A 25,220-nucleotide genomic window follows, 5' to 3' on the forward strand; every position below is an offset into this window, starting at 1 on the left:
CAAGGGCTTTCGACAAGGGGAGGGCTGAGTCATGAGGTCACGTCTGAAGAGAGCTGCCGCCGCCGCGGCGGTGGTCCTGTCGGTGACGTCCGCCGTCGTCGTCGGTGGCGGGGGAAGTGGTGTGGCCCAGCCCGCGGGGCTGCGGGCGTTCGGGATCTCGGCGGACGGCAGGTTGATGGCGACGTTCATCACGGACCAGCCGGAGGTGCTGAACTGGGTGCGGGTGATCCACGGCTTCAAGGGCGACACGGCGGCGGTCGGCCTGGACTTCCGCGTGCAGGACGGCCTGCTGTACCTGGTGGGCAACCACGGCGGCATCTACACGGTCAAGCTCACGCCCGACGTGGTCGTCACCAAGGTCTCGCAGCTGACGTACCCGTCGCACGGCACGAACTTCGGTGTGGACTTCAACCCGGCGGCCGACCGGCTCCGGATCGTCAGCGACACCGGACAGAACCTGCGCCACGACCTCAACGCGCACACGACCGCCGTGGACACGATGCTCACGACACCGCCGACGCAGGGGACGACGCTCGGCGTCACCGCGGCCGCGTACACGAACAACGACCTGAACCCGGACACGGCGACCACCCTGTTCGACATCGGCACGACGACCGACCAGGTGCTCATCCAGTCCCCGGCCAACGGCGGAACCCTGGCGCCGACCGGCAGGCTCACCGTGGACGCGGCTCCCAACGCGGGCTTCGACATCTTCAGCACCCTGAGCGGGGGCAAGGCCACGTCGGCGGCGGGCTTCGCCACCATCGTCGGGCCGGACGGCGTCGCCAGGCTGTACGCCGTCAACCTCCTCAGCGGCGCGGCCACCAGCGTCGGACAGTTCCCGCTGGCGATCACGGATCTCGCCGTCTCGCTGTCCGGAAGCTGACTCTCCCGGGGCGGGCTCACCTGCGCCGTCCAGCCGACGTCCAGTGCCGGTGAATAGCTTGTGCCGCAAGGTTTCTCGAGCAGGGGAGGCATCTGATGCGGTCCAGGCGGTTCAGAGCAGGCGCGGCCGTGGCGGCGGTGGTCGTGACGGTGGCGGCGACGGTCGCCGGCGGTGGTGGGACCAGCGCGGCCCAGCCCTCCGGCCTGCGGGCGTTCGGGATCTCGGCGGACGGCACGCTGATGGCGACGTTCACCACGGACCGGCCGCAGGTGCTGGACTGGGTGCGGGAGATCCAGGGGTTCACGGGGGACACGGCGGCGATCGGGCTGGACTTCCGCGTGCAGAACGGGCTGATGTACCTGGTGGGCAACCAGGGCGGCATCTACACGGTCAAGATCACGCCGCCCGACGTGGTCGTCACCAAGGTCTCGCAGCTCACGGTCCCGTTGTACGGCACGAACTTCGGCGTCGACTTCAACCCCGCGGTCGACCGGCTCCGCGTCGTCAGCGACACCGGCCAGAACCTGCGGCACAACCTCGGCGACAACACCACCACCGAGGACGCCGTCCTCTCCACCCCGCCGGCGCTCGGCCCGACCAGGGGTGTCACGGCCGCCGCGTACACGAACAACGACCTGAACCCGGACACGGCGACCACGTTGTTCGACATCGGCACGGCGACCGACGAGGTGCTCATCCAGTCGCCGGCGAACAACGGGCTGCTGTCGGCCACCGGCAAGCTCACCGTCGACGCGGCGGCCAATGCGGGTTTCGACATCTACAGCACCCTGTCCGGCGGCAGGGCGACGTCGGCCGCGGGGTTCGCCACGCTCGTCGCGGCGGACGGCACCGCCTCGCTCTACAGCGTCAACCTGCTGAACGGCTCCGTCACCGGCATCGGGCGGTTCCCGCTGCCGATCACGGACCTCGCCATCTCGCTGACCGGAAGCTGACCGTGAGCTGATCGCCGGAGCCGGGCCGCGTTCCGGTCACACGTGCGTCCGAGACGCGTTGTCCGCGCCGCCCTTCTGCCGCCGCTTGCGGTCGAGCAGCCACATCACGGGCGACGCGGACAGCCCGTGGACGACGACGGACCCGATGACCACCAGGCCGACGATCCGCCAGATCGTGTCGTGCTCGGCGAACTGCCCTTCCTGCAAGGCGTAGGTGACGTAGAACAGCGTGCCCACGCCTCGTACGCCGAAGAACGCGATGACGGTGCGCTCCCTCGGCCCCGTCCTGCCACGGAGCAGACCGATCCAGCCGGCCAGGGGCCGCACCAGGAGCAGGATGACCGCCGCGACCAGGATCTCCCGCCAGGTCACCCCGGAGAGCAGACCGGTGGCGGCGGCGCCACCGAGGAGGAAGACGATCAGGACGGTCAGCATGCGCTCGGCCTGCTCGACGTACCGGTGCAGGACCTGGTGATAGCCGTGGTGCCGTTCGGCCGCCCTGATCGTGCAGGCGCACACGAACACGGCGACGAACCCGTAGCCCTCGGCGAGTTCGGCGAGGCCGTACGCCAGGAACGTCGCGGCGAGCGCGACGAAGCCCTCCGCGTGCTCGGCGAGGCGGAGCTTCTCCGACGGCACGGAGAAGAACAGCTTGCCCAGCAACCAGCCCACGCCCACGCCGATGGCCAGGCCGCAGGCGAGCCGCCACAGCACGTCCACGGCGAGCCAGTGCCCGAGCCAACCGGACGGCGCGGCGCCGGCGAGGCTGATCGCGATGGCGGCGTAGGTGAAGGGGAACGCGAGACCGTCGTTGAGACCGGCCTCGGAGGTGAGGGCGAACCTCGCCTCGTCCTCGTCGGACTCCGGGTTCTCCGCCGGTTCGGCGACCTGGACCTCGCTCGCGAGCACCGGGTCGGTGGGGGCGAGCGCCGCGGCCAGCAGTGCGCAGGACGCGACGCCGAGGCCGAGGGCGCTCCAGCCGAGCACGCCGACGGCGAGAATGGACAGCGGCATCGTGACCGCGAGCAGCCGCCAGGTGGTGGCCCAGCCGCGCAGGCCGACCACGCGGTTGAGCGCGAGGCCCGCGCCCATCAGCGAGATGATCACGCAGATCTCGGTCAGGTGCAGGAGCACGGTGCCGTGGCGATCGGGATCGGGGTCGGGCAGCGGGTCGGCGACGGAGAACGTGAGCGCGCCCGCACCGAGGAAGAGCATCGGCATCGAGACCGGTGCTCGGTCCAGCAGCCGTGGCAGCAGTGCGGCGGCCAGGGTCGCGAGGCCCGCGCCGGAGTACAGCAGTGAGCCTGAATCCACTGTGTGCCTTCCGCTCGCCGTTTGAACGGGGACATACCCATTACGGTGATGGGCAAACCACGCGTCCAGTAAGTTGAACGTCCTGAGTAGACAGTCGGGTTGGCTTGGTACGGCTCCATTTCCTGCGCGATGGGTGTTTCCGCGAGCCGCTGGAAGGGTAACCGGCGGTCCCTGGTTCCCCCGCGGCGCGTGTCGGCGCCATGAGCAGGACGGTGAGACGTGGAAAAGGCGCCATCGAAGGACGCGTGGTGTCCCACGGTCGGTGTGGAGGAGGAGTTTCTCCTGGTCGATCCGGCGACCGGTGTCCCGGTGAACCGCGCGGAGGAGGTCGTGGCCGTCGCGCGTGACCAGCTCGGTCTCGAACTGGAGCACGAGTTGACCGGGGCGCAGGTGGAGATCAACACGTCGGTGTGCCGGGACGTGGAGCAGGTCCGCCGTGAACTGCTGGAGGTTCGCCGCGTGGTCGCACAGGCCGCGCGCACGGCCGGGTGCCGGGTCATCGCCGTCGGGGCGCCGCCGCTGGGCGACGCCGTCGGGGAGGTCACGGACAGCGTGCGGTACCGGCGCATCGCCCGTGAGTTCGGTGCGCTGGCCGAGCAACAGCTGATCTGTGGCTGCCACGTGCACGTCGCCGTGCCCGACCGGGAGACGGCCGTGCAGGTGTGCAACCACGTGCGGCCGTGGTTGCCCGTGCTGGGCGCGGTGACGGCGAACTCGCCGTTCTCGGGCGGAGAGGACACCGGCTTCGCGAGCTGGCGTTCGACGGTGTGGTCGCGCTGGCCGGTGTCCGGCCCGCCGCCGGTCTTCGACTCGTGGCAGCACTACGAGGAACTCTGCGACACCGTGATCGAGGCGGGCACCGCCCTCGACCGCGCGATGGTCTACTGGGATGTCCGGCCCGCCACCGACCTGCCGACCGTGGAGGTGCGGGTCTCCGACGTCGCGGCGACCGTGGACGACGCGGTGCTGCTCGCGGCGCTCGTGCGCGCCCTGGTCGCTCAGGCGGTCGTCGACGTCCAGCGCGGCGTGCACGCGGAGCCGGTTCCCCAGGAGATGCTGCGACAGGCTTGCTGGAGCGCCGCCAACGAAGGCCTGCGCGGCAGCGTCCACGACGCGCTGGCGGGCGAGCCGCGGCCGATGCGGCAGCAGCTGGACGACCTGGTGCGCCGGTTGACCCCGGTGCTGGAGACCAACGGCGACCTGGCCGCCGTACAACGAGGTCTGCGGCTGCTGGAGAAGGAGGGAACCGGCGCGGACCGTCAGCGTCGTGCGTTCGGCGCTGGTCAGGTGGAAGCGCTGCTGTGCCTCCTCGACGTCGACCACGCGGACCGGGCCGAGCAGAAGGAACCGTCCGTGACGCGGTGACGGTTGAGGTTTCGCCAGGACGGGCACCCCGGAAGAGGACGTCGCACCTGAGATTCAGGTGTCGGGAAGGACCACATGGGCACCGATGACAAGCTCGACGCCAAGGCCGACCAGCTCAAGGGCAAGGTCAAGGAAGGCGTCGGCGACGCGACCGACGACAAGGGCCTGGAGACCGAGGGCAAGGCGGACCAGGTGAAGGGCCACCTCGGCGAGGCGGCGGAGAAGGTGAAGGACGCCTTCAAGAAGAACTGACCGGCTGATTGTCGCCCCCAGAAGCGTGCACCCTCGCGGTGCGCGCTTCTGTGCGTGCGGACCTGAACCGGCTCAGGACTTCCAGCGATGTGGCAGAGTCGCCCGATGACGCGTTTCAGCTACCCCGACGACCTGGGCGGTGCCGAGTTCGTCGATGTGAGCCTGCAGGGCGCGCGGTTCACCCGGTCGAACCTGTCCGGCGTGGTCATGCGGGCGGTCGACGTCGGGGAGGCCGACATAGACGCGCCGTGGCTGCTCGACGGCAGGACCGCGTTGCGGGTCAACGGCGTCGATGTCGCGCCGTTCGTGGAGGCCGAGCTCAACCGCCGCTTCCCCGGCCGGGCGCAGCGCCGCGCGGGGGACCCGGACGGGTTGCGCACGGCGTGGGCCGCTCTCGAAGCCGCCTGGACCGCGGCGCTGGACCGGGTGGCGGGAATGCCGCCGGGCACCGCGGACGTCTCGGTGGACGGCGAGTGGTCGTTCGCCCAGACGCTCCGCCACCTGGTCATGGCGACGGACACCTGGCTGCGCGGGCCGGTCTTCGGGGTCGAGCAGCCCTACCACCCGCTGGGTCTGCCGAACGCCGAGTACGAGACCGACGGGTACGACGTCTCCGTCTTCGTCTCGGGCACCCCGCCGTACGCCGACGTGGTGGAGGTCCGGGCCGGCCGGATTGCGATGGTCCGCGACTTCCTCGCCGGGGTGACGGAGGCCGACCTGGCCGTGGCACGCCGGAACCCGTGGGAACCGGAGCATCCCGAGTCCACCCTGTCGTGCCTGCACACGATCCTGACGGAGGAGTGGGAACACCTGCGGTTCGCCACCCGCGACCTCGACGCCATCGCGGCACGCGGATAGCGGTTTCCGGCGCGTCGCGCGGTCAGGTGTTCGGCACGGGGTTCGCTCGTGTCCAGTCGTCGACGTGGAAGGGTGACGCGCCGTTCACTCGCGGCGAGGCGGCCGCCGCGTGCGCGACCACCTCGGCGGGCAGCGGGGCGTCGGTCATGCCGAGCCGGCCGCGGTAGTCCGCGACGAACGCCGCGGCCACCCGGTCGGCGGTCAGCGCGGGCGCGTAGTCGGCCAGGCCCGCGATGGAGCTCTGGCGCAGGTCGTAGCCGAGTGCCGCGGACACGTCCGTGATCACGGCGCGCACCCGGTCCGAGACGGCGACCTGGACGACCGTGCTGAACAGGGAACCGGTGGCGGTGACGCGTTGCGCCGAGCCCACGACCTTCACGGTGCCCCCGACGTTGATGCTGAACTCGCCGGGGCAGTACTCGCCGTCCACCTCGCCGACGCGGACGTCGACGTCACCGAGGCCGCGCAGCACCCGGACGTGGCTCTCGGCGTTCGCGGCGAAGGTCGCGCTGCCCGCGTGCCGGATGTCGGTGGTGCTGTCGAGGTGGTCGATCACGACCGCGCCGCTGTCGTAGGCGACCATCCGCCCGCCCGGCGACCGGACCACCGTCTCGAACCCCGCCGCGCGGGCCACAGCGGTGGCGGCGGCGATGCCGGGCGAGCGGAGGTCCCGGCCGCTGAACGCGACGGTGGGACCGTGAGGCACGTAGATGTGGACGAGCTGGGACCACGGCGCGTTGGGGGTGCGCAGCAGCAGCGCCGGGATCACCAGCTCGGTGACAGCGGGCCCGGAGCTCCCGGACACGAGCAGCCGGGTGTGGTCGAGATCGTTCGCGGTCGGCACGCCCGCGATTCTCGACCACGACCCCGGCTCGTCGTTCAGCCGCTCGGCTACGGGGCTCCCAGCAGGGTCAGGAACTCCGTCCGGGTGCGTTCGATGTGCGCACCCAGGTCCAGCACCGGCTTGCTCGTGCCGGCCGAGAGTTCCGCGCGGGCGACCGTGCGCGCTTCTTCGAACTGGGTGCGCAACACGGTCCTCAGGTGCTCGTCGAAGGCGGTGTCCTCGGCGGTGCCGATCGCCGCCAGCTCGGCGGCTGTGATCATGCCGGGCATGTCGTGGCCGTCGTGCTGGCGGGTCTCGGGCCTGCCTGCCCTGGCGAGCACGTCCCGGACCCGTGCCAGCTCGTCCCGGTAGGTGGCCGCGACCTGGTCGGTCACCGGGCGCAGCGTGGAGCCGGGGCGGGTCGCCGTCAGAGCGAGTGCGGCGAGCGCCGACTCGTTCTGGGGGATCACCAGCTCCGCGAACGCGAGATCGGTCGCGGTCAGGTCGGCGGACGGGGCGCCGGACGGAGTGCTTGCGCGGACCGTCGTGCCACACCCCGCCACCACCAGGAGCACCGCCGCGAGGAGAACCCTCACCAGTGCCGCGTCCGTCGACGTTCGCCGCGTCTTCCGGCGTTCAGCAGGTGCGTTACAGCCCGCCCGACCGTCGAAACACTGGGCGGAAGCGACAGGTCGTGACACTAGGGACGGCCGTCCGGCCCGCACTTGACGATCCGGTTGATGCAGTCGCGCACGCGTTGTGCCATCTCGGCCTGGGGCCAGGCGTTGAAGAAGTCGCCGTGCATCGTGTACCCCGGACCGGACGCGAGCTTGAACCGCGCCGGGTCGCCGTTCACCGGGTACCGCAGCACCTGGCGCAGCTTCGGCACGGGCACGGGGTGCGTCGCCGGGCAGTCGCCCGCGACCGGGTAGGACATGTGGCTCTTGTGGTCCGGGGAGTCGAGGTCCTTGCCGTTCCAGCACTGCGGGAAGTCCAGGTAGGACTCCATCATCGTGCCCGCCGGGCAGTTCACGAAGTCCTTCGAGGCCACGACGTGACCGGCGTGCAGGCACGACCAGCGCGACATCGTGCCGTCGTCCGGCGAGCTGGCCTTGGCGTTGCCCGCGACGACACGAAGGCCGTACGGCAACGGCTGGATGCGCGCGGTCACGTCGTCGCGCACACCTTCACCGAGGTAGTAGAACGTCGTGCCGGTCGGCTCGACCGGCTTGCCGTCGACCAGCAGCGTGGGCACCCAGTACGACGAGAGGTCGGACTGGGGGCTGCACGTGCTGGTGGCCTTGGCCAGGCTCTCGACGTCCGAGTGGGCGTTGGTGGAGACGTTGCCGAAGAAGTCGTGCATGTGCGAGACACCGGGGAGCTTCGGGAAGACGATCGGGTCGTCCGGCAGCCGGTGCGTGAACGGGCACTCGGCCACGAACTCCGCGACCCGCACGGCGTTCGGCGGGATCGGTTCCTGCGTCGCCGCCGGGGCGACCGCGGGAGCGGGTTCGGGAGCGGGCGCGGGCGTGCCGGCCGGCGGAGGAGCGACCGTCGTGGCGCCCACGGTCTGGGACGAGGAGGTCGTGGCCGTCCTCGGCGAGGTCAGATTCTGCTCGGGCGGGGCGGGGGAGAAGAACATGGCGTTCGCGGTCACCGCGGACGCCGCGACGCCTGCCACGGCGAGGGCGGCGATCAGCACGCGCCGCCGCAACCGCGAAGTGGGGACGTGGGGCATGGAAAATCCTTTCGGGCAGGGGTGAACTGACGTGAGGGGGTGGATCGGGACCGACGCGGGCGGAGGACTCAGCCCGCGTCGCGGTAGGCGGCGCCCGCCTGGTTCGGGGTGCCACCGGGGGCGTAGAGGCCGGTACCGGGCTTGTCGGCGGGCAGCGCGAACCAGGCGTAGCGCTCGACGTACGGGAGGCTCTCCAGCATCGCGCTGGATCCGCGCGCGAAGGCCGCGAGCTGCGCCTGGGTCGGGTAGCGCGGCGAGCCGCTCGAGAAGTCGATGAGCGAGTACTCGGTGAGCCACACCGGCTTGCCGTACCGCGCGTGCACCGCGTCGAGGTAGTTCCTGAGATGACCGACGGCTGCTTCGCTGAAGTCGGAGCCGTACCAGTGCACGGCGATGAAGTCGACGCGCAGACCCCGTTGTGCCGCACCGGTCATGAACCGGTCGAGCCAGCCGCCCGCCTTGTCACCGCTGTGCGCGACGGCGGGACTGCCGAGCCGCAGCCCGGTCGCGGCCAGCTTCGGCCACAGGTCGAGTGCCTGCTCCGGCGTCATGTTCGCCTGGTCGGGCAGGTCCGGCTCGTTGAAGCCGAGCAGCACCTTGCCGTTCGCCTTCGCCCTGGAGAGCGTGGCGTCGTCGGTGAACTTCGTGCCCCAGATCATCGGCACGAACTCGACGTTCGGCGGCGTGGCGATGCCGTCGGGATGAACGGCCCAGTTGTAGTACCACCCCGCCCGGACGTCGGTCAGCGCCCTGCCGACCCCGTCGAAGTTCCAGGTGCTGACGCCCTTCTTCGCCGACGCCGCGACGGGAGCGACGGGCGGCGCGGGCGGTGGGGGCGCAGCCGCCGTCGTCGACAGTGGCACCGAGGACGGGACGGACGACGGTGCGGTGGTGAGAGGCGGTGTGGTCGTGGGCGCGCTCTGGGTGGTGGCCGTGATCGCCTGCGCGACCGGTTCCTCCTTCGAGGGCAGGACGGCGACCACGATGCCCGCGGCCAGCACCGCGGCCGCGGCGGCGGCCAGGGGTTTCACCAGCGCGCCCTGCAGAAGCAGGCCGAACTTGCCGCCGCCGGTGGCGGCAGGGCTCGTGGCGAGCTGGGAGACGGTCGTCTGCGATCCGGTGACAGGGGTGCCGGTCGTGGACGATCCGGTGACGGGGGAGCCGGTGGCCTGTGATCCGGTGGTCTGCGATCCGGCGGCAGGGGTGCCGGTCGTCGACGATCCGGTGACAGGTAAGCCGGTGGCCTCCGGTCCGGCGATCTGGGAGAGGGCGGCCTGCGATCCGGCGAGCAACGGCTGGTCGAAGCCGAACGCGGCGGGCAGCGGCGCCAGCGGGAGCCGGGCGATCAGTCCTTCGACGGCCGCGAGGTCGTACCCGCACCGCTCGCACCGGGCGCAGCCGCGGCTGTGCCGGGCGATCCGCTTGCGCCACAACGGACTGGGATCACCGTCCCAGTCCGCGACGACGTCGGCCAGCTCAGGACAGCGCGGCGTGCTCTCCAACGTCCGCACGACGATGCGCGCGGCGTCGAGCTGCGCCTTCACTCGCTGCACCCGCACGGCGGTGTGCTGCGGGGTCAGTTCCAACGCGTTGGCGACCTCGGTGCGGGTGAGCCGCCCGGCCGCCTCCAGCCACCACAGCGACAGCAGCTCGCGCTCGTCCGCGCTGAGCCACCGGGTGGCCGCGACGACCTCACGCCGCTGCCCGGACAGCTGCAGCCGCATGATCGTGAGATCGACGAAGTCCGCACCGGGATCGGCGACGTCCTCCAGCACCGGGCCGGTGATCGGCACGCGCTGGCGTTCGCGGTGCCGCAGCCGGATCTGGTTCATCGCGATCACGACGAGCCACGACCGGAACCCGGCGGGATCGCGCAGCGCGGACAGTCCGTGCACCGCCCGGAGCATGGTCTCCTGGACCACGTCGTCGGTGTCCTCGTGGCCGCCCAGCGCGTGTCCCACGATGTTGTAGACGAGGGGAAGGTACGCGCTCACCAGGTCGTCCAGCGCGCGCTGGTCGCCGTCGCGCGCGGCCACCACCGTCGCGACGCCGGGTTCCTCGGCCACCGCCATGCCCACCTCACTTGCCGGTTCAGGGTCCTCTGACCAGGAGATGTCCCCGGCACCCGGCGATAACGAAAAAACTTCGCCGACTTTTGCGAGGGGTCGGCGGTGAGCGCACTGGCGAGCCACCCTACGGGGACGCCGTGCGCGGCGGCCAGACCGCGGTGGACGGCACGGCGAAGCCGTCGAGGTGGAACGGATCGAGGCACGCCGCCTGGTGCAGGTTGAGGTTCGCCCGGTTGAGGAGGCTCCACCAGCATCGCCGAACTGTGGCTTCCCGCTGTGCAGCCAGTGCGTAGACGGTCTGGAGCGGCTCGTGGGCCTACGTGCGGATCATCAAAGCGGATCCGGTGCCATGACGGCGGTCTTCTCCGTGGCGGCACCAGCGCGTTCGTAGACCTTCAGGACCTCCCGGGCGACCCGCCTCCAGGAGTACCGGACGGTGACGCGGTCCCGGCTCGCCATCGCGAACCCCTCGCGCAGCGTGTTGTTCAGCAGCAACCCGTGCAGCGCCCGCGCCAGGGCCTCGGGGTCGTCCGGCGGCACGAGCAGCCCGGTGACGCCGTCCACGACGACGTCCGCGAGCTCGCCGGCCGAGGTGGCGACGACCGGAACGCCGCACGCCATGGCTTCGAGCGCGACCACGCCCGACGGGTCGTACGCCGGGGCGCAGACCATCGCGTCCGCCGACCGCAGGAGCGCCGGCACCGCGTCCCGCAGGACCGTCCCGGCGAACACGACCCTGGACGCGACGCCGAACTCCTCCGCCCGTGCCCGCAGCGTCGCGAAGCAGGCGTCGTCGTCCGCTCGCCCGCTCTCCGGGACCCTGGTGACCACGAGCTCGGCAGCGTCCACTCGCGACACCGCGGTGAAGATGGCGTCGAGGCTGTGGTGCGCCGGCAACGGTCTGGCGAGGACGACGCGGTACGGCCGTCCACGCCGTGCCCGTGACCCCTCCGGGGTGAACAGGGAGAGGTCGACGCCGCTGCCCACGATGGAGATCCTGCTCCGCGCGACGCCCGCCCTGACCAGGGTGAAGGCCTCGCCGGCGCTGGCGGCCACGACGTGCGTGGCCTCCTTGCCGACCAGTGCCTCGATCTTGCCGCGCTCCGCCGGACCCGTGCCCGCCGCCGCGCGTCGCGTCTCGCCCAGCGCGAGCGAGTGGAACGTCTGCACGACGGGAACCCGGATCCGCCGCCCGCCGAGCACGCTCACCAGGCCCGACATCCACCGGTGGCCGTGCACCACGTCCGGCGGGGACTCGCTCCACTGGCGCAGCAGGAACGAGGTGAAGTCACCCATGTGTGGCAGGACGTCCTCGTCCGCGAGCCGCGTCCGGGGTCCGGCGGGCACGTGCACCACGTCGTAACCGGCATCGGCCCGGAGGCGTTCGGGCAGGCTCGGGTCGTCCCAGCGGTGGTACACCGTCACGTCGTGGCCGCGCCGGCACAGTTCGGCGGAGAGACCGGCGATGTGCGGGTCTGCGGCCCGGCTGAGCGGGCTCGCGTGAGCGGACACCATCGCGATCTTCACCTGAGCGCTCCCACGTTGAGTACGACGAGCTGTCTGCTCAACTCCGAGTACACGGCCGCCTACGCTCGGCGACGCGGCAGTATACCGCTCATCTCATTTGGGCAACACCGCTGTCCTGATCAATCAAGTCGCGTCGGCGGCGTACCGGTGCTGGCGAGCTGTTCGGCGATGTCAGGCAGCTTGGCGTTGGCGTTGGCTGGCGCGGGTGAGCACGGTGAACGCCTGGTCGGCGGTGAGGTCGCGCGTCAGCACGGCCGCGCGGAGCCTCCCGCGTTCCTGGGCGGCACATGGCCCGTGAACAGGCGATCCTGGGGCCAGGTCCGGCGCAACCCGCGCCGAGCGGTGCGCGTGCGGTGTCGTTTCCCATGCGGAAAGGGTTTCCCACCATGAGGGTCACTCGTCCGCGTGGTCAGGGCTTGCGGACCACCACCCGGAAGGAGGTGAGCTCCGGGTCGGCCGGGTCGGGCAGTTCCATCCCGGCGCCCAGGCCGCTGCGGACGTAGTCGACCACCTCCCGGGTGATCACCTCGCCGGGCAGGATGGCGGGGGCGCCGGGCGGGTAGGGCGTGACCATCTCGGCGCAGATCCGCCCGGCCGCCTGGTCGGCGCCGACCTGCTCGACCTCGGCGAAGAAGGCGTCACGCGGCAGCATCGCCGTCTCCAGCTGCAGGTCGTCCGGCGAGGGCAGGTCCACCGGCGGTGGTGCCGGCAACTGGTCGGCGGCCTTGGCCAGCGCACCGAGCGCGTCGAGCAGGACGCCCGCGGTCCTGTGGTCGTCGGCGTGGGTGAACTGGGCGACGATCCGCCGGTGGTCGGACAGGCCGAGGGTGACGCGCTGGTGTTCGCGCAGCCAGTCGGTCGCCTGGTAGCCGCTGATGCCCAGCGCGGACACGTCGATGACCATCTTGAGGGGGTCGAGCGAGTTCGCCAGCTTCGCGCCGACGAACTCGGCGTCGCCCATCACGCTCAGGCCGGGTAGCTCGCTGATCGCGGCGCGGGTGGAGTGGGCCAGCGTGAGGGTCGCGCTGAGCAGCTCCTCGCCGTGCTGGACCATGTGGCGCCGCCAGCCGTCGAGCGTGGCGTAGATCAGCGACGTGGGGCTCGTGGTGGCCAGCAGGTCCTCGCGGGCCTTGAGCACGTTGGGGTCGACGAGGTCGCCCCGCAGGTGGAACACCGAGCTCTGCTCCACCGCGGCGCCGGACTTGTGCACGCTGGTGACGACCACGTCGGCGCCGGCGTCCATGCCCCACGGCGGCAGGTCGGGGTGGAACGGCAGGTGCGCGCCCCAGGCCTCGTCCACGATCAGCGGCTTGCCGAAGTCGTGGCAGACCTCGGCGATCGCGGCGATGTCACCGCAGGTGCCGTAGTCGGTGGGGGTCACCAGCAGCATGCCCTTGGCCTCGGGCTCGGCCTCGAACAGCGCACGCACCTCGTCGGGACCCGGCGGGTGCGACAGGTGGCGCTCGGTGTCCCAGTGCGGGGAGAGCCACACCGGCGAGACGCCGCTGAGGATGAGGGCGGAGACGACCGACTTGTGCGCGTGGCGCGGCACGATCAGCTTCTCGTGAGGTCCGGCGACCGACAGCATGGCGCTCTTGACCGACAACGAGCTGCCGCAGGTCGAGAAGAACGCCTGTTCGGCGTCGACGGCCTCGGCCATCAGCTGCTGGGCCCGCTCGATGACGCCCTGCCGGTTGAGCCGGTCGTCCAGCCCGTTGACCGAGATGACGTCGGCGGCGAACACCGCTTCGCCCAGGATCTCCAGCACGCGGGGGTCCGCGCCGCGGCCCTGGCGGTGGCCGGGTGGGGTGAACGGCGTGTAGCCGTGCTCGCGGAACGGCTGCAACGCCTCGAGAACCGGTGCCCTGTTCTGGTCCATATAGGAGTGTTGCCGGGACGGCGCTGCTTCAACCCGGTTCTCGCGGGTGCGGCGGAGCGGCGACGGCCGGTTGTCACAGCGGGTGCAGACGGGTGTGTCGGCCGGCGTGGTGAGCCGACCACAACAGGCAAGCAAACACTTGCATGCAAGCGGGCACTTGCCTATGGTGGCCGTGTGGAAGACGAGCTCTTCAAGGCGCTGGCGGACCCGAACCGCCGGCGCATCCTCGACGAGCTGACGGAGCGCAACGGCCAGACGTTGTTCGAGATCTGCGCGCGGCTGGTGTCCAAGCACGGCCTGAGCCTGAGTCGTCAGGCCGTCAGCCAGCACCTGGCCGTGCTGGAAGCGGCCGACCTGGTTCGGTCGCGCCGCGAAGGCCGTTACAAGTTCCACGACCTGAACACCGAACCGCTCGAGCACATCGTCATTCGGTGGCTCAAGCCGCAACCGCCGGAGGGCGCCCCATGAAGATCCACCTGACCAGCGTGTTCGTCGACGACCAGGACAAGGCGCTGGCCTTCTACACCGAGGTCCTCGGTTTCGTGAAGAAGACCGAGGTGCCGCTGGGCGCGGACCGGTGGCTGACCGTGGTCTCGCCGGAGGATCCCAACGGCACCGAGTTGTTGCTGGAGCCCGACGGCCACCCTGCGGTGAAGCCGTACAAGACGGCGCTGGTCGCGGACGGCATTCCCGCCACCCAGTTCGCCGTCGAGGACGTCCACGCGGAGTTCGACCGGCTGAGCGCGCTCGGCGTGCGGTTCACCCAGGAGCCGCTCGCGATGGGCCCGGTCACCACCGCCGTGCTGGACGACACCTGCGGCAACCTGATCCAGATCGTCCACCACGCGGCTCAGTCCTGATCGTGTCACGACGCGGCCGCCGCCCGTTCGCTCACAGGTGCGGTTGATCGCGGGGGTCTGCCGCGATCGGCGAGCCGTGCGCCACCGGCGGAACGCTGCCCCGGCCCACCCCCGGCTCCTCCGGCCGCGTTCCGTCGCGCACGAGCCGACTCATATGTCCACTGTAGACAGTCAGCCTGGGCATCGGCACCGCCTCCGTGGAGACCGGCGGCAGGATGCCTGTCACGAAAATCTTGTCCGGACATCAGTCGTTCGCGCCGTTGACCGGACCACGCCGGGTTCAAGACCATGAGAGCGATCCCATGGACGAGGGAGCGTGGTTCGGGTGCTGAACTTCTTCGTGGCTCTCCTGGTGGTGGCGGCGGTGCCCAGTCCGCCTCCCAGCAGTTCCCCGGCAGAACCGGCCACGGCCGCGGTGGTGTGCGTGCTCTCCTGCGACACCCTCGACCCCTCCCGGGCCGCGCAGGAGACGTTCCCGGTGCCGGAGAAGCGGATCAACGGCCGGCGGCTGGTGCTGCACGTGTCCGACCGGGACGGCATGGCGTGGGGGAGCATCGACAACGGCGTCGCCGGCGACTCGGTGTGGCTCGACAGGTCCTGGGACGGTGGCGCGACCTGGGAAGGCCTGCTGGGCAGGGCGAGCATCCCCGGCACGTGGACGGGCACCAGGACGTTGATGTACAACGTGACCGATCCGGGTCATCACCGGCGCGGCCTGATCCGGGCCTGCGGTGACGCCGCCGCGGTCACCTGCACGGACTGGATCTACCCGACGGTCTGCGACGTGCTGTGCGACCGCACCGGCGCGGGACAGGCCAACGGTGACGTGCAGCCGGTGCCGCCGACGACGTTGTTCGGCCGGGTGATCCGGCTGCACACCGATCTGAACGCGATGGCGTGGGCGAGCATCGAGGCGGGCGGGCCGGGTGACGAGGTCTGGCTCGACCGCTCCTGGGACAGCGGGGTGAGCTGGCCCGGCGGTTCCTCGCTCGGCCGGACCGCGACGCCCGCCGGGGCGAGTTCGGTGCGCACCACCATGTTCGCCACCCGCGATCCGCGCGGCCGCCACTACGGCGGTGCTGTGCGCGCGTGTGGCAGGGAAGCGGGTCACCAGCAAGGCAGTTGCACGGCGTGGGCGCGGCCCGTGCCGACGAGGGCGCGCGCCGCCGCGGACGCCCTGATGTACTCCTACGATCCCTCCACGGCCTGGTGGCCGACCAGCTGGTGGAACTCGGCGACGACGCTCACCGCGGTGATGGACTCCGGAATCCGGGACTACGACTGGGTGATCGCGCGCACGTTCGACGTCAACCGCGGCTCGTTCGCCGCGGGACAGCGCAGCACGGACCCGATCGAGGGCAACTTCATCAGCCGGTCGATCGACGACAGCGCCTGGTGGGGTCTCACGTGGGTGGCCGCCTACGACCGCACGGGAGACCAGCGCTACCTCGCCATGGCCACCACCATCGCGGCGTACGTGCACCAGTACTGGGACACCCGCACGTGCGGTGGCGGAGTCTGGTGGGACCGGGAACGCACCTACAAGAACGCCGTGACGAACGGGCAGTACCTGAGGCTGACCGCGTCGATCCACCGCCGCACCCCCGGCGACACGACGTGGCTCCAGCGCGCCCGCACCGCCGCCGACTGGTACCTGGGCAGCGGCCTGGTCAACTCCGCCGGTCTCGTCAACGACGGTCTGAACGGCGACTGCCGCAACAACGGCCAGACGGTGTGGACCTACAACCAGGGACTGGCGATCGGCGGTCTCGCCGAGGTGTGGCGCGCGACCGGCGACGCCAGGTACCTCGACACCGCGAAACGCCTGGCGGACTCCGCGATCGCGAGCCCGGTGCTCACCCGCGCCGGTGTGCTCACCGAGTCGTGCGACGTCGGCTCGAACTCCTGCGACGACAACCAGAAACAGTTCAAGGGCATCTTCATGCGCTACCTGAACGACCTCGCCGCGGTCACGAACTCCGTTTCGTACCAACGGTTCGCGCGTCATCAGTCCGACTCGGTCTGGGCGAACGACCGCGACGCGCTGAACCGGATCGGCCAGCGCTGGGCCGGCGGCACCCCGAACCAGCTGGACTGGCGCACGCAGGCGAGCGGCCTGAACGCGGTGATCGGCTGATCGTCAGGTGACCGGCCCGCGGGTCACCGACGCGAGGACGATCTCCCGCGCCGCGCGGACCGTGGCGGGGAAGGAGCCGGGATCCCGGCCGATGCGTTCGATGCCGGCCCGCATCGCGCCGGACAGCAGTTCCACCGTCAGCTGAACGTCGTCGACGTCGTGGAACTCGCCGGTGGCGATGCCGGCCCTGACGACGTTCTCCACCTCGGCCACGAGGGCGGTGAACGGGTTGCCTGGCCCGTTCTGCAGCTCGGCGACCAGCGGACCGGCGTTCGGCAGGAACATCAGCCGCATCGCGTGGTCCGTGGACGCGGAGAGGATCACCTCGATGATCTCCCGCATCCGGTCCGCGGCCGGCTCCGGCGCTCGTGCGGCGATCGCGGCCACCCGCTCGGCCAGCGGACCGCTCGCCCGGTGGGCCAGTGCCAGGACGAGTGCTCTCTTGTCGCCGGCGTAGTTGTAGAGCGTGTTGCGCGCGAGCCCTGCCCTCGTGGCGATGTGGCCCATGGTGATCGAGTCGTAGTCACGTTCGAGCAACAGCTGCCGCATCGCCTCGGTGAGGTCGGCCCACACCATCTCGTGGTGCTCCTCGATGGTGGCGGCTCGAATCCGCGGCATCCGGTCGTCCTCCTCGGTTCCGGGCCGGCTAGTTCGCTGCTGAGACGACATCCGGTAGGCGTGGCGCGTTCTCCTGGTGGATGGCGGTGAGCTTGACACGGCTGAGTCGCCAGCCGTCCGGCGTGCGAACCGCCTCGTTGTCGTAGAAGCCCACGACCAGCCAGGGCAGACCGGCTGGGAACCAGTGCTCGGCGCGGACGTGCGCGTGGATCTTCGCACTGTCCCCGTCGAGGTCGACCACGTGACCGGTGATGGCGTGGTGGGTCGCCGTGAAGGGCGCGAAACCGGCGCGGAGGACGTCGAGGTAGTCGCTCAGCGGCATCGTCATCGCGGGCATGCCCGTCACGGACTCGAAGTCGAGCGTGACCTCGTCGGTGAAGACCAGGCCGGGCAACGTGGTGAACTCCTTCAGGTCCGCGATGTCGGCGTACCGGCCGAACAGTTCGATGATGTCGGCGCGGTCTTCGAGTTCGTTCATGAAAGCCCTTCCCTTCGCGCCGCGGTACTCCGGGGCACGCTTTTACGACAACCTGTCGCAAAAGATTACGACGGGATGTCGTAAAACGTCAAGCGTCACGTGGAGATCGCGGCTTCGGCTGCCTCAGCCGTCGCGCCGCAGCGACTTGACCGCCTCCGGCGCGCTGTCGAACAACGGCAACGTGTCGGTCAGGCCGGTGAGCTCCAGCGGGAGCCGGGCGGCGCGACTGGACGTCACGAGACCGAACGGGACTCCCGCCCGCGCCGCGTCGAGGTCGAGCTTGACCAGCAGTGCGAGGCCCGGTGAGCCGAGGAAGTCGAGAGCGAGGTCCACCACCAGGCCGTCGGGGCGCGCTTCCAGTCGCGTGCGCAGAGCGGACCCCAGCTCGTCGGCGTTCACGAGGTCGACCTCGCCGGTCAGGGTGACCACGACGATCCCGTCCTCGACGGAGACCTCCGCCTGCGCGAGCGGCGGGCGCTCGGAGCTGTCGCTCACCGTTGACCACTCCCTCCACCCACACCGTCGAAGGTGCCCCCTCCGGCACGAAACCGGAAGGAAGACAAACGCTACGGCGCCTGTGTGCGGGTCCTCAACTCCAAGCTCGCGGCGTCAACCGGAAAGTGGAGCCTTGTCCTGCTCGATCTGTGCGAAGAGGTCGCCGAGGTCCGCCACCCGTTCGAGGACCTCGTCCGCGGTGAACCTCAGCTGCTCCGGTGTGCGGCAGGAGCGGACCTCGTCCCAGCTGACCGGAGTCGCCACCAAGGGCTCGTCACGACCCCGCAACGAGTAGGGCGCGATGGTGGTCTTGGCGGGGTTGTTCTGGCTCCAGTCGATGAAGACCCTGCCCTCGCGGCGTGCCTTGGCCATCGTGGCGGTCACCTGGTGGGGCGTCTCCCGCTCGAAGGCCACCGCGACGGCCTTCGCGTAGGCGGAGGGCGTCTGCGCGCTCGTCGGCTCGATGCCCGCGTAGACCTGCAGGCCCTTGGAACCCGACGTCGTCGCCACCGGGGAAAGGCCGTCCGCGACGAGCACGTCGTACAACCGCTCGGCGACCCCGCAGCAGTCGACGATCGTGGTGCCAGGCCCCGGATCGAGGTCGAACACGAGCCGGTCCGGCGGGTTGCGGGTGCCGTCGCCGGACACGGTCCACTGAGGAACGTGCAGTTCGAGCGCGGCGAGGTTGGCTGCCCACACCAGTGCGGCGAGTTCCCGGAGCAACGGGTAGCGGACGATCTCGTCGGACCCGCGTCGTGAGCCGCCACCGCGCAGCGGCACGGTAGGCAGCCAGTCCGGTGCGCTGGCGTCGGTGTTCTTCTGGAAGAACTTCTGGCCGTGCACGCCGTTGGGGAACCGCACGAACGTGATCGGCCGGTTCGCCAGGTGCGGCAACAGGATCGGTGCGATCCGGCTGTAGTAGGCGATGACCTCGCTCTTGGTGGTGCCGTCCGGGTACAGGGCCTTGTCCAGGTTGGACAGCGCGAGTGTCCGGTCGCCCGCCCTGACCGTGACGCGGTTGCCGATCTCCGGTACCGCGGCGGCGGGCGGGTTCGGGCGGCCGGGCCGTGGTGCCGTCACCTCGGACGGACTCCGGTCGGCGCGAAGACCACGCCACGCGGTGTGCCGCAGCCTGCCGTCCTCACCACGGGTGAACTGCCGGAAGCGCACCTCGCCGACCAGTACCGGATCCACCCACCGTGCGCGCACCACGTCCTCGCGTGGCGGCGTGGTCACGAACGGGTGGGAGGACCGTTCCAGCGGTTGCAACCGGTCGCGCAGCTGATCGCGCTCCTGCCGGGTGAACCCGGTGCCGACGTCGCCGATGTAGACGAGGTCGCCGGTGTCCGGGTCGTGGGCGCCGAGCAGGAGCCCGCCGACGGTGCCGGTGAAGCCGCTCTGGCCCGGTCGCCAGCCGCACACGACGACCTCGCGGGTCTGCACGAGCGGGTGCTTGCACCAGAAGTCCGGCCGTTTGCCCGGCAGGTAGGGGGAGCCGAAGCGCTTGGCGACCAGCCCTTCGTGGCCCTCCGCGGCGACGCGTTCCAGCAGCCGCTGCGGTGTGAGGCGCTCGGCGGCCAGGTCGTCGGAGGTGAACGACGGCACCACGGAAACCCGGAAGGGGTCAGGCATCGCGAGCTCGGTCAGCTGCCGCCGCCGCTCCTCGTAGGGCAGGTTCAGCAGGAGCTCGTCGCCGAGCTGGAGGAGGTCGAACGCCAGGAACCTGACGTGGACGCCGGTGAAGGGGTCCTCGCGCCGGGCGGTGCGGTGCTTCTGGAACCGGCCGCGCCGTTGCTGCAGGAGCCCGAAGTCGATCTGGCCGGCCTCGTTGTAGACCACGACCTCACCGTCGAGCACCGCGGCGCGCCCTCGCAGCGCCGCGGTGAGCACACCGGTCAGCTCGGCGAACTCGGCGGTGAGGTCGAGGCCGTTGCGGCTGGTCAGCACCGTGGTGCCGTCAGCGGCGATCCGCATCGCCACCCGGTAGCCGTCCAGTTTGTACTCGTAGGCCCACAACGGACCTTCGCGCAGCCGGCCACCGTCGGGCTTGGCGAGCATCGGCTCGGTCCAGGCGGGAACGGAGTCCTGTGCGGCGCGCACGGCGACCTCCGATCCCTGGCTCGGTCACCAGGAATTTCAAGGTAGCCCGAACGGCCTAGTCTCGCGCGTCAGCCAGTTCGCTCGCGGGTGCCAACGCCCGTTGCGCGCGGCGGAGAACGAGTTCGGCGTAGAGCTCCTCGGACAGTTCGGCGCGATCGGGAGCCGGTGCGGTGGCGGCCAGCCGCCACGAGTGGTCGGCGGTGTCGGAGGCGCAGGCAAGGCAGCTGATCCGGGCTTCGCCGTCCCGGACGACCGCACGGAACTGGGAGTGGCCGAGCGTGTGCCGGCCGAGCTTGCATCTCGCCGGCAGCAGGGCCACGGGCCGGCCGGTCGTGTCGTAGCTGTACGTGAGTTTGCCGTCCACAGGGGACTGTTGGGGTGGCTGCCGATCCATGAGGCGGGAACCTATCAGCTGAAATTCGCACAGGTGTTCGGGTCGGTGGGTGTGGCGCGACACCGGGTGATCTTCACCCGAACGGGTCACATAGCCTGACGCCGGCACATCCAGTTGAGACAGCAGGGGGAATGGTGGGAACGGGGTTCCACGCCGAACCAGAAGGCTTGAAGCACACGGCGAAGTACGACATGGGCAAGCTCATCGACCACACGCACACCGCCACGAGCAAGATCGCCGAGACCGAGCTGCTCGACCACCGGGCGTTCGACGGGGACGTCGAGGTCTACGAGGCTCACCGCCAGTGGATCGACGCGCGTTCGACGCTCCTCAGCGTGTTCTCCAGCAACGAGGAGAACCTCAAACTGGCGCAGGAGGCCCTGACGGAGGTCGCCGAGCGCTACGTCGCCGTGGACTCCGGCAACCAGGGGATGTTCGGGGGGTTCCTGTCGTGAGCTGGGCCAGTGACATGCAGAAGCACGCCGACTACTTCTGCAAGAAGTTCGACGAGCAGGAGGACTGGTACTTCCCGGACCACCCGGAGAAGAACGCGAGCTACCCGACGGCGAAGGAGGACATCCAGCTCATCTTCGCCAAGTTCGCCGCGTTCATCGACGTCGAGGTGGCACTCGAGGGCGTGCGCGAGGAGATCTCGTTGCTGTCCAAGGCCGCCGACGACATCGACCAGGACTTCTGCGAGGGCGTGCTCAACGACATCGACCTCTACCTGGAGAACTGGGAGGGCGACGCCGCCGACGGCTTCCGCTCCTACCTGCGCGGCCAGCCGAGCATCGAGCACGCGCTCGCCCGCAAGCGGGACATCGTGCGTGCCGCCAAGTACGCGATGCAGGCCTACGAGAAGGCGATCACGAGCTTCCGCGACGACGTGCTGTCCCTCGTCGAAGCCGGGCAGAAGGGCGTCGGCCGGTGAGATCAGGGACGCCAAGATCATGATCACGCTCGCCTCCGCGGCGGTGTCGATCGGTGTCGCGGCCACGACCGCGGGCAGCGGCGCGGCGTTCCTCGCCACGCTCGCGGTGGGCGACGCGCTGCAGACCGGTGCGGCGGGCGTCAACTCGACCGTGCTGGACGCCAAGAGCACGGAGGAGGTCATCGGCACGCTGCCGTGGAAGGGCGAGGACATCCTCGAGACCGGTCGCAGGCAGATGGAGAAGGTCAAGATGGGATTCCGCGCGGTGGCCGGGAGCGCGGGAGGAGTCGGCGTGCCCGACGTCAACCCGCCGCGGCCCCGGCTGGTCACCGATGACAGCTTAGATCCCGGCGACTTCCACCAGAACGGCCGCCGGCCGCCGGAGAACATCAGCCGTGACGACCTGGTGAAGGAACCGAAGGAAGCGAGCAGCGGTCCCGCTCGGCCGGGCCTGTGACGGAGGACGCCGAAGCGCGCGCGGCCCGGCTGCGCGCGCAGTCCGAGGAAGGTGCCACGACGGCCGACCGCCGGGCGCAGGCGCGGGAGTGGGCCGAGAAGCAGGTCGCCGCGGTCCTCGGCACCGCGCAGACCGAGCAGGGCGACGTGCGCGCCACCGTCGACCACTCCGGCCTTCTTCTGCGGCTCGAACTGTCGCCCCTCACCAAGCAGGCCAAGCAGGACGACCTGGCGCACGCGATCACCGCCCTCGTGCGCCAGGCGACGGCCGACGCGCGGAACCAGGTGCGCGCGGTGTACGAGCGGCTGCGGAACGAGGGCGCGATCCGGGCCCTGCCGCCGTTCCTGCTGCCGGCACCGGAGGTCGGCGAGGTGGGGCTCGCGCTGCCCGTGCGCGGCGGCTCGCCGTCGAAGCGGGCCGGTGACCACGCCGAGGAGGGGCCGCCGGACAGCTGGCTCAAAGAGGAACCTTGGTGAGGCTCCGCGGCTTTCCGGGCCGATCGGGCGGCCGGAGACCAGGCTCGCGGGTTGCCTAGGCGCGGATCAGGGTCTTCTCGAGGAACGGAAGTGCGAGCGCGTGGACCTCGTCCGGCGTCTGCACGTGCGGGTAGTGCCCGGCGCTCTCGATGACCGTGAGCTCGCCCAGTCCGCGGGGCAGGGCGGCGATGATCTTCTCGCCCTCCGCGCGCGGGTCGGCCCAGTCGGGGTCGGCCCCGCCCTCGACGACGAGGACCGGGCACGTGACGTGGGGCAGCTGCGCGCCGGCGTCCCCTGCGCCGCTCTTGCCCATGGCCTGGAGGGCCTGCATCCGTCCGGGCTCGCGCAGCTTGGACTCGATGCGGGCGAGCTCGGCGTCCCAGTCGGACGGCTTGGCCGGGATCGCCACGTCCAGGTACTTCCTCCAGTTCTCGACCCGTCCCCGGACGAGGACCAGCGCCAGCTGGAGGTAGCCGGCGCGGAAGCGCTTCACCCTGAACAGCCCGCCGAGGTCGAGGGACTGCGCGCGGGTGAACGGCGCCAGCTCGATGACGCCGGCGACCAGGTCCGGCGCCTGGGCGGCGGCGATGGTGGCCGCGCCGCCGCTGATCGAGTGGCCGATGAGCACGGCAGGGCCGCCGAGGTGGCGCGCCAGGGCGACGAGGTCGCCCGCGATGTCGGTGCGGCTGTAGCCGTCCCAGCCGAGATCGGAGTCGCCGCAGCCGCGGATGTCGACGTTCGCGACCCGGTAGCCGTTCCGGACCAGGGCCGGGGCGAGGAAGCGGTAGGAGTGCCGGCTGTCGCCGATGCCGTGTGCCAGAACGACGAGGGGCCCTTGTCCCGACACGTCGTAGGCGATCGTCTTGCCGTCGATGGTCATGTGCTCGGTCATGCTGTCCTCCGGAACGGCGACTAAGGCGATTAGCTAAAAGCTAATGTCATTAGCCTCCGGTGTCAACGACAGGGAGTGGTTGGTGCCGGCATGTTCGGCTCGGGTCGCGGTGAACAGCTGTTTCGCGATGCTGCCGTGGTTGCTCGCCTTCTTGGGCCAATCTGCTGAGCGGTTCGTCTCGAAGCACAGGTGTGAAGGCAACACGAACCATCCTCATCGGCCAGGTGTCGGTGGCCGCGGCGCTGGCGGCAGGGCACCTGGTCGCGGGGCTGGTGAGCCCGCTGGCCTCGCCGTTCCTCGCGGTCGGCAACACCGCGATCGACCTGACGCCCCACCCGGTCAAGGACTTCGCGATCCGCACGTTCGGCGAGGACGACAAGCTGGTGCTGCTCGGCGGCATGGCGGTCGTGCTCGCCGGGCTCGGTGTGGTGGCCGGGCTGCTGTCCCGCCGCAGCCCGTGGCCCGGTGTGGCCATCGCCGCCGTGCTCGGCCTGCTCGGGATCGCCGCGGTGCTGGCGAGGCCGACGACGAGCGGGTGGTCGGTGCTCGCCCCGCTGGCGAGTCTCGTGGTCGGTGTGGCGGCGTTCCGCTGGCTGTGGTCGCAGGCGCCGGCCGTGGTGCCGGGGAGGCGGAGGTTCCTGCTGTCGACCGCGGCGATCGCGGCGGGTGCCGGTGTCGCGGCGGTGGGCGGGCAGCTGCTCGCCGGCCGGGTGGACGTCGAGGCGTCCCGGCGTGGGATCAGGCTGCGGCCGGGGCAGACGGCGCCGGAGATCCCGTTCGGCGCCGACTTCGCCCGTGAAGGCACGCCGACGTTCGTGACGCCGAACGAGAAGTTCTACCGCGTCGACACCGCGCTCACCGTGCCCCGCCTGCGCGCGGAGGACTGGCGGATGCGGGTGCATGGCATGGTGGACAACGAGCTGGTGCTCACCTACGACGACCTGCTGCGGCGGCCGTTGGTGGAGAAGACCATCACGCTGGTGTGCGTGTCCAACGAGGTCGGCGGCCCGTACGTCTCCACGTCGAACTTCATCGGCGTCTCCCTGCCGGACCTGCTGCGGGAGGCCGGCGTGCGCCCCGGCGCCGACCAGCTCGCGACGCGCAGCGTGGACGGCTGGACGTGCGGCACTCCGGTCGCCTCGATCATGGCGCCCGGCTCGAACGCGTTGCTGGCACTGGGAATGAACGGCGAGCCGTTGCCGCTCGAACGCGGCTTCCCCGTCCGCATGGTCGTGCCCGGCCTCTACGGCTACGTCTCCGCGACGAAGTGGCTGGTGGACGCCGAGCTCACCACCTTCGACGCGTTCGACCCGTACTGGGCCCAGCGCGGCTGGGCGAGGAAGGCCCCGATCAAGGTCATGTCCCGGGTGGACCGTCCGAAGTCCTTCGAGAGGGCACCGGCGGGCCGGTTCGTCGCGGCGGGCGTGGCCTGGGCCCCGCACGTCGGCATCGACCGCGTCGAGGTCCGCGTCGACGGCGGGCCGTGGCAGCGGGCGACGCTCGCGACCGAGGTCAACATCGACACCTGGCGGATGTGGCGCATCGAGCTGGATCTGCCGCCGGGCAACCACACCGTGGAATGCCGTGCCACCGACCGGACCGGCTACACCCAGACCAACGACCGCGCCGCCCCCATCCCGGACGGTGCCACCGGCTGGCACTCGATGGTCTTCACCTCGGTGGCCTGATCGGGTCGCTGCCCGCGGCGCGGGAGTTCC

At 70.8% G+C, this 25,220-nt stretch carries 27 protein-coding genes; 13 read left to right on the plus strand and 14 right to left on the minus strand.

The genetic code is table 11. The annotated features are described in order from the left end of the window. Positions 1–31: 31 nt before the first annotated feature. Together ACRSBM_RS14775 and ACRSBM_RS14780 are read left to right on the plus strand one after the other, a co-directional pair. Positions 32–886 (plus strand): DUF4394 domain-containing protein, encoded by an 855-nt coding sequence (locus tag ACRSBM_RS14775; RefSeq protein ID WP_434443945.1) that lies wholly within the window; start codon positions 32–34, stop codon positions 884–886. 95 nt (positions 887–981) lie between these two features. Then, complete coding sequence (locus ACRSBM_RS14780; RefSeq protein WP_434443946.1) at positions 982–1,839, plus strand: DUF4394 domain-containing protein; 858 nt, start codon at positions 982–984, stop codon at positions 1,837–1,839. A gap of 36 nt (positions 1,840–1,875) precedes the next feature. On the opposite strand, the gene ACRSBM_RS14785 is transcribed toward ACRSBM_RS14780, so the two are convergent. After that, positions 1,876–3,153, minus strand: a complete 1,278-nt coding sequence (locus ACRSBM_RS14785) for a cation:proton antiporter (protein ID WP_434443947.1) — start codon at positions 3,151–3,153, stop codon at positions 1,876–1,878. Between the two features lie 219 nt (positions 3,154–3,372). On the opposite strand from ACRSBM_RS14785, the gene ACRSBM_RS14790 reads away from it, so the two are divergent. From ACRSBM_RS14790 to ACRSBM_RS14800, 3 genes are all read left to right on the plus strand, one after another. Further along, positions 3,373–4,518 (plus strand): carboxylate-amine ligase, encoded by a 1,146-nt coding sequence (locus ACRSBM_RS14790; RefSeq protein ID WP_434443948.1) that lies wholly within the window; start codon positions 3,373–3,375, stop codon positions 4,516–4,518. Positions 4,519–4,593: 75 nt separating this feature from the next. Then, entirely contained in the window at positions 4,594–4,770 is a 177-nt protein-coding gene (locus ACRSBM_RS14795; RefSeq protein ID WP_434443949.1) for a CsbD family protein, read from the plus strand. A 105-nt stretch (positions 4,771–4,875) separates the two neighbouring features. After that, positions 4,876–5,628: a DinB family protein gene (locus ACRSBM_RS14800; protein ID WP_434443950.1), complete on the plus strand. Its 753-nt coding sequence runs from the start codon at positions 4,876–4,878 to the stop codon at positions 5,626–5,628. 22 nt (positions 5,629–5,650) lie between these two features. Here the strand turns inward: ACRSBM_RS14800 and ACRSBM_RS14805 are convergent, their stop codons facing one another. The 6 genes from ACRSBM_RS14805 to ACRSBM_RS14830 all read right to left on the minus strand — a co-directional run bounded on the left by ACRSBM_RS14805 (position 5,651) and on the right by ACRSBM_RS14830 (position 13,664). Beyond that, the gene (locus ACRSBM_RS14805) at positions 5,651–6,472 is read right to left on the minus strand and encodes a lipoyl protein ligase domain-containing protein (protein ID WP_434443951.1); all 822 of its coding nucleotides are present in this window, start codon (positions 6,470–6,472) and stop codon (positions 5,651–5,653) included. A gap of 47 nt (positions 6,473–6,519) precedes the next feature. Continuing rightward, a complete protein-coding gene (locus ACRSBM_RS14810) occupies positions 6,520–7,047 on the minus strand; it encodes a DUF305 domain-containing protein (protein WP_434443952.1) in 528 nt (175 codons plus the stop codon). 104 nt (positions 7,048–7,151) lie between these two features. Continuing rightward, the gene (locus ACRSBM_RS14815; protein ID WP_434443953.1) at positions 7,152–8,189 is read right to left on the minus strand and encodes a DUF1996 domain-containing protein; all 1,038 of its coding nucleotides are present in this window, start codon (positions 8,187–8,189) and stop codon (positions 7,152–7,154) included. Positions 8,190–8,257: 68 nt separating this feature from the next. After that, complete coding sequence (locus ACRSBM_RS14820) at positions 8,258–10,261, minus strand: sigma-70 family RNA polymerase sigma factor (protein WP_434443954.1); 2,004 nt, start codon at positions 10,259–10,261, stop codon at positions 8,258–8,260. A 327-nt stretch (positions 10,262–10,588) separates the two neighbouring features. Further along, positions 10,589–11,785, minus strand: coding sequence for a glycosyltransferase (locus ACRSBM_RS14825; RefSeq protein ID WP_434443955.1), 1,197 nt, complete (start codon positions 11,783–11,785; stop codon positions 10,589–10,591). Positions 11,786–12,194: 409 nt separating this feature from the next. Further along, on the minus strand, positions 12,195–13,664 hold the full coding sequence (locus ACRSBM_RS14830) for an aminotransferase class I/II-fold pyridoxal phosphate-dependent enzyme (RefSeq protein ID WP_434443956.1): 1,470 nt from the start codon (positions 13,662–13,664) through the stop codon (positions 12,195–12,197). 174 nt (positions 13,665–13,838) lie between these two features. Between ACRSBM_RS14830 and ACRSBM_RS14835 the strand changes: the two genes are divergently transcribed. Together ACRSBM_RS14835 and ACRSBM_RS14840 are read left to right on the plus strand one after the other, a co-directional pair. Continuing rightward, a complete protein-coding gene (locus ACRSBM_RS14835) occupies positions 13,839–14,132 on the plus strand; it encodes an ArsR/SmtB family transcription factor (RefSeq protein WP_434443957.1) in 294 nt (97 codons plus the stop codon). Continuing rightward, positions 14,129–14,524 carry a VOC family protein gene (locus tag ACRSBM_RS14840; RefSeq protein WP_434443958.1) on the plus strand — a complete coding sequence of 132 codons (396 nt, stop codon included), beginning with the start codon at positions 14,129–14,131 and terminating at the stop codon, positions 14,522–14,524. The genes ACRSBM_RS14835 and ACRSBM_RS14840 overlap by 4 nt, the downstream gene beginning before the upstream one ends. 31 nt (positions 14,525–14,555) lie before the next feature. Here ACRSBM_RS14840 and ACRSBM_RS14845 read toward each other — a convergent pair whose 3' ends face one another. After that, positions 14,556–14,678, minus strand: coding sequence for a hypothetical protein (locus ACRSBM_RS14845; RefSeq protein ID WP_434443959.1), 123 nt, complete (start codon positions 14,676–14,678; stop codon positions 14,556–14,558). A gap of 162 nt (positions 14,679–14,840) precedes the next feature. Between ACRSBM_RS14845 and ACRSBM_RS14850 the strand changes: the two genes are divergently transcribed. Further along, entirely contained in the window at positions 14,841–16,661 is a 1,821-nt protein-coding gene (locus ACRSBM_RS14850; RefSeq protein ID WP_434443960.1) for a glycoside hydrolase family 76 protein, read from the plus strand. Between the two features lie 3 nt (positions 16,662–16,664). On the opposite strand, the gene ACRSBM_RS14855 is transcribed toward ACRSBM_RS14850, so the two are convergent. From ACRSBM_RS14855 to ACRSBM_RS14875, 5 genes are all read right to left on the minus strand, one after another. Next, the gene (locus ACRSBM_RS14855; RefSeq protein WP_434443961.1) at positions 16,665–17,279 is read right to left on the minus strand and encodes a TetR/AcrR family transcriptional regulator; all 615 of its coding nucleotides are present in this window, start codon (positions 17,277–17,279) and stop codon (positions 16,665–16,667) included. 28 nt (positions 17,280–17,307) lie between these two features. Beyond that, positions 17,308–17,757 (minus strand): nuclear transport factor 2 family protein, encoded by a 450-nt coding sequence (locus ACRSBM_RS14860; protein WP_434443962.1) that lies wholly within the window; start codon positions 17,755–17,757, stop codon positions 17,308–17,310. Between the two features lie 123 nt (positions 17,758–17,880). Continuing rightward, entirely contained in the window at positions 17,881–18,252 is a 372-nt protein-coding gene (locus ACRSBM_RS14865; RefSeq protein WP_434443963.1) for an STAS domain-containing protein, read from the minus strand. Positions 18,253–18,366: 114 nt separating this feature from the next. Then, positions 18,367–20,310, minus strand: coding sequence for a DNA ligase D (gene ligD, locus ACRSBM_RS14870; RefSeq protein ID WP_434453084.1), 1,944 nt, complete (start codon positions 20,308–20,310; stop codon positions 18,367–18,369). A gap of 97 nt (positions 20,311–20,407) precedes the next feature. After that, complete coding sequence (locus ACRSBM_RS14875; RefSeq protein WP_434443964.1) at positions 20,408–20,716, minus strand: hypothetical protein; 309 nt, start codon at positions 20,714–20,716, stop codon at positions 20,408–20,410. Between the two features lie 197 nt (positions 20,717–20,913). Between ACRSBM_RS14875 and ACRSBM_RS14880 the strand changes: the two genes are divergently transcribed. The 4 genes from ACRSBM_RS14880 to ACRSBM_RS14895 are packed head-to-tail and all read left to right on the plus strand — an operon-like array spanning position 20,914 to position 22,610. Continuing rightward, the gene (locus tag ACRSBM_RS14880) at positions 20,914–21,201 is read left to right on the plus strand and encodes a hypothetical protein (RefSeq protein WP_434443965.1); all 288 of its coding nucleotides are present in this window, start codon (positions 20,914–20,916) and stop codon (positions 21,199–21,201) included. Continuing rightward, positions 21,198–21,677 carry a hypothetical protein gene (locus tag ACRSBM_RS14885; RefSeq protein WP_434443966.1) on the plus strand — a complete coding sequence of 160 codons (480 nt, stop codon included), beginning with the start codon at positions 21,198–21,200 and terminating at the stop codon, positions 21,675–21,677. The genes ACRSBM_RS14880 and ACRSBM_RS14885 overlap by 4 nt, the downstream gene beginning before the upstream one ends. A gap of 19 nt (positions 21,678–21,696) precedes the next feature. After that, on the plus strand, positions 21,697–22,134 hold the full coding sequence (locus ACRSBM_RS14890; protein WP_434443967.1) for a hypothetical protein: 438 nt from the start codon (positions 21,697–21,699) through the stop codon (positions 22,132–22,134). Continuing rightward, the gene (locus ACRSBM_RS14895) at positions 22,131–22,610 is read left to right on the plus strand and encodes a YbaB/EbfC family nucleoid-associated protein (protein ID WP_434443968.1); all 480 of its coding nucleotides are present in this window, start codon (positions 22,131–22,133) and stop codon (positions 22,608–22,610) included. Before ACRSBM_RS14890 ends, ACRSBM_RS14895 begins: the two co-directional genes overlap by 4 nt. Positions 22,611–22,665: 55 nt before the next feature. Here ACRSBM_RS14895 and ACRSBM_RS14900 read toward each other — a convergent pair whose 3' ends face one another. After that, positions 22,666–23,502 (minus strand): alpha/beta fold hydrolase, encoded by an 837-nt coding sequence (locus ACRSBM_RS14900; RefSeq protein ID WP_434443969.1) that lies wholly within the window; start codon positions 23,500–23,502, stop codon positions 22,666–22,668. Positions 23,503–23,693: 191 nt separating this feature from the next. Here ACRSBM_RS14900 and ACRSBM_RS14905 point away from each other — a divergent pair, with 191 nt between their 5' ends. Next, positions 23,694–25,190, plus strand: coding sequence for a molybdopterin-dependent oxidoreductase (locus ACRSBM_RS14905; RefSeq protein WP_434443970.1), 1,497 nt, complete (start codon positions 23,694–23,696; stop codon positions 25,188–25,190). The last annotated feature ends 30 nt before the right edge of the window (positions 25,191–25,220 follow it).

Origin of the sequence: Lentzea xerophila (assembly GCF_051094245.1) — a bacterium.
GTDB lineage: Bacteria > Actinomycetota > Actinomycetes > Mycobacteriales > Pseudonocardiaceae > Lentzea > Lentzea xerophila.

Bases quoted from the DNA above. Each gene is read 5' to 3' on its own strand.
- ligD (WP_434453084.1), bottom strand. From the start codon at position 20,310: ATGCTCGCCAAGCCCGACGGTGGCCGGCTGCGCGAAGGTCCGTTGTGG.
- ACRSBM_RS14855 (WP_434443961.1), bottom strand. From the start codon at position 17,279: ATGCCGCGGATTCGAGCCGCCACCATCGAGGAGCACCACGAGATGGTG.
- ACRSBM_RS14775 (WP_434443945.1), top strand. From the start codon at position 32: ATGAGGTCACGTCTGAAGAGAGCTGCCGCCGCCGCGGCGGTGGTCCTG.
- ACRSBM_RS14820 (WP_434443954.1), bottom strand. From the start codon at position 10,261: ATGGCGGTGGCCGAGGAACCCGGCGTCGCGACGGTGGTGGCCGCGCGC.
- ACRSBM_RS14900 (WP_434443969.1), bottom strand. From the start codon at position 23,502: ATGACCGAGCACATGACCATCGACGGCAAGACGATCGCCTACGACGTG.
- ACRSBM_RS14795 (WP_434443949.1), top strand. From the start codon at position 4,594: ATGGGCACCGATGACAAGCTCGACGCCAAGGCCGACCAGCTCAAGGGC.
- ACRSBM_RS14780 (WP_434443946.1), top strand. From the start codon at position 982: ATGCGGTCCAGGCGGTTCAGAGCAGGCGCGGCCGTGGCGGCGGTGGTC.
- ACRSBM_RS14840 (WP_434443958.1), top strand. From the start codon at position 14,129: ATGAAGATCCACCTGACCAGCGTGTTCGTCGACGACCAGGACAAGGCG.
- ACRSBM_RS14830 (WP_434443956.1), bottom strand. From the start codon at position 13,664: ATGGACCAGAACAGGGCACCGGTTCTCGAGGCGTTGCAGCCGTTCCGC.
- ACRSBM_RS14845 (WP_434443959.1), bottom strand. From the start codon at position 14,678: ATGAGTCGGCTCGTGCGCGACGGAACGCGGCCGGAGGAGCCGGGGGTG.
- ACRSBM_RS14860 (WP_434443962.1), bottom strand. From the start codon at position 17,757: ATGAACGAACTCGAAGACCGCGCCGACATCATCGAACTGTTCGGCCGG.
- ACRSBM_RS14800 (WP_434443950.1), top strand. From the start codon at position 4,876: ATGACGCGTTTCAGCTACCCCGACGACCTGGGCGGTGCCGAGTTCGTC.
- ACRSBM_RS14890 (WP_434443967.1), top strand. From the start codon at position 21,697: ATGATCACGCTCGCCTCCGCGGCGGTGTCGATCGGTGTCGCGGCCACG.
- ACRSBM_RS14815 (WP_434443953.1), bottom strand. From the start codon at position 8,189: ATGCCCCACGTCCCCACTTCGCGGTTGCGGCGGCGCGTGCTGATCGCC.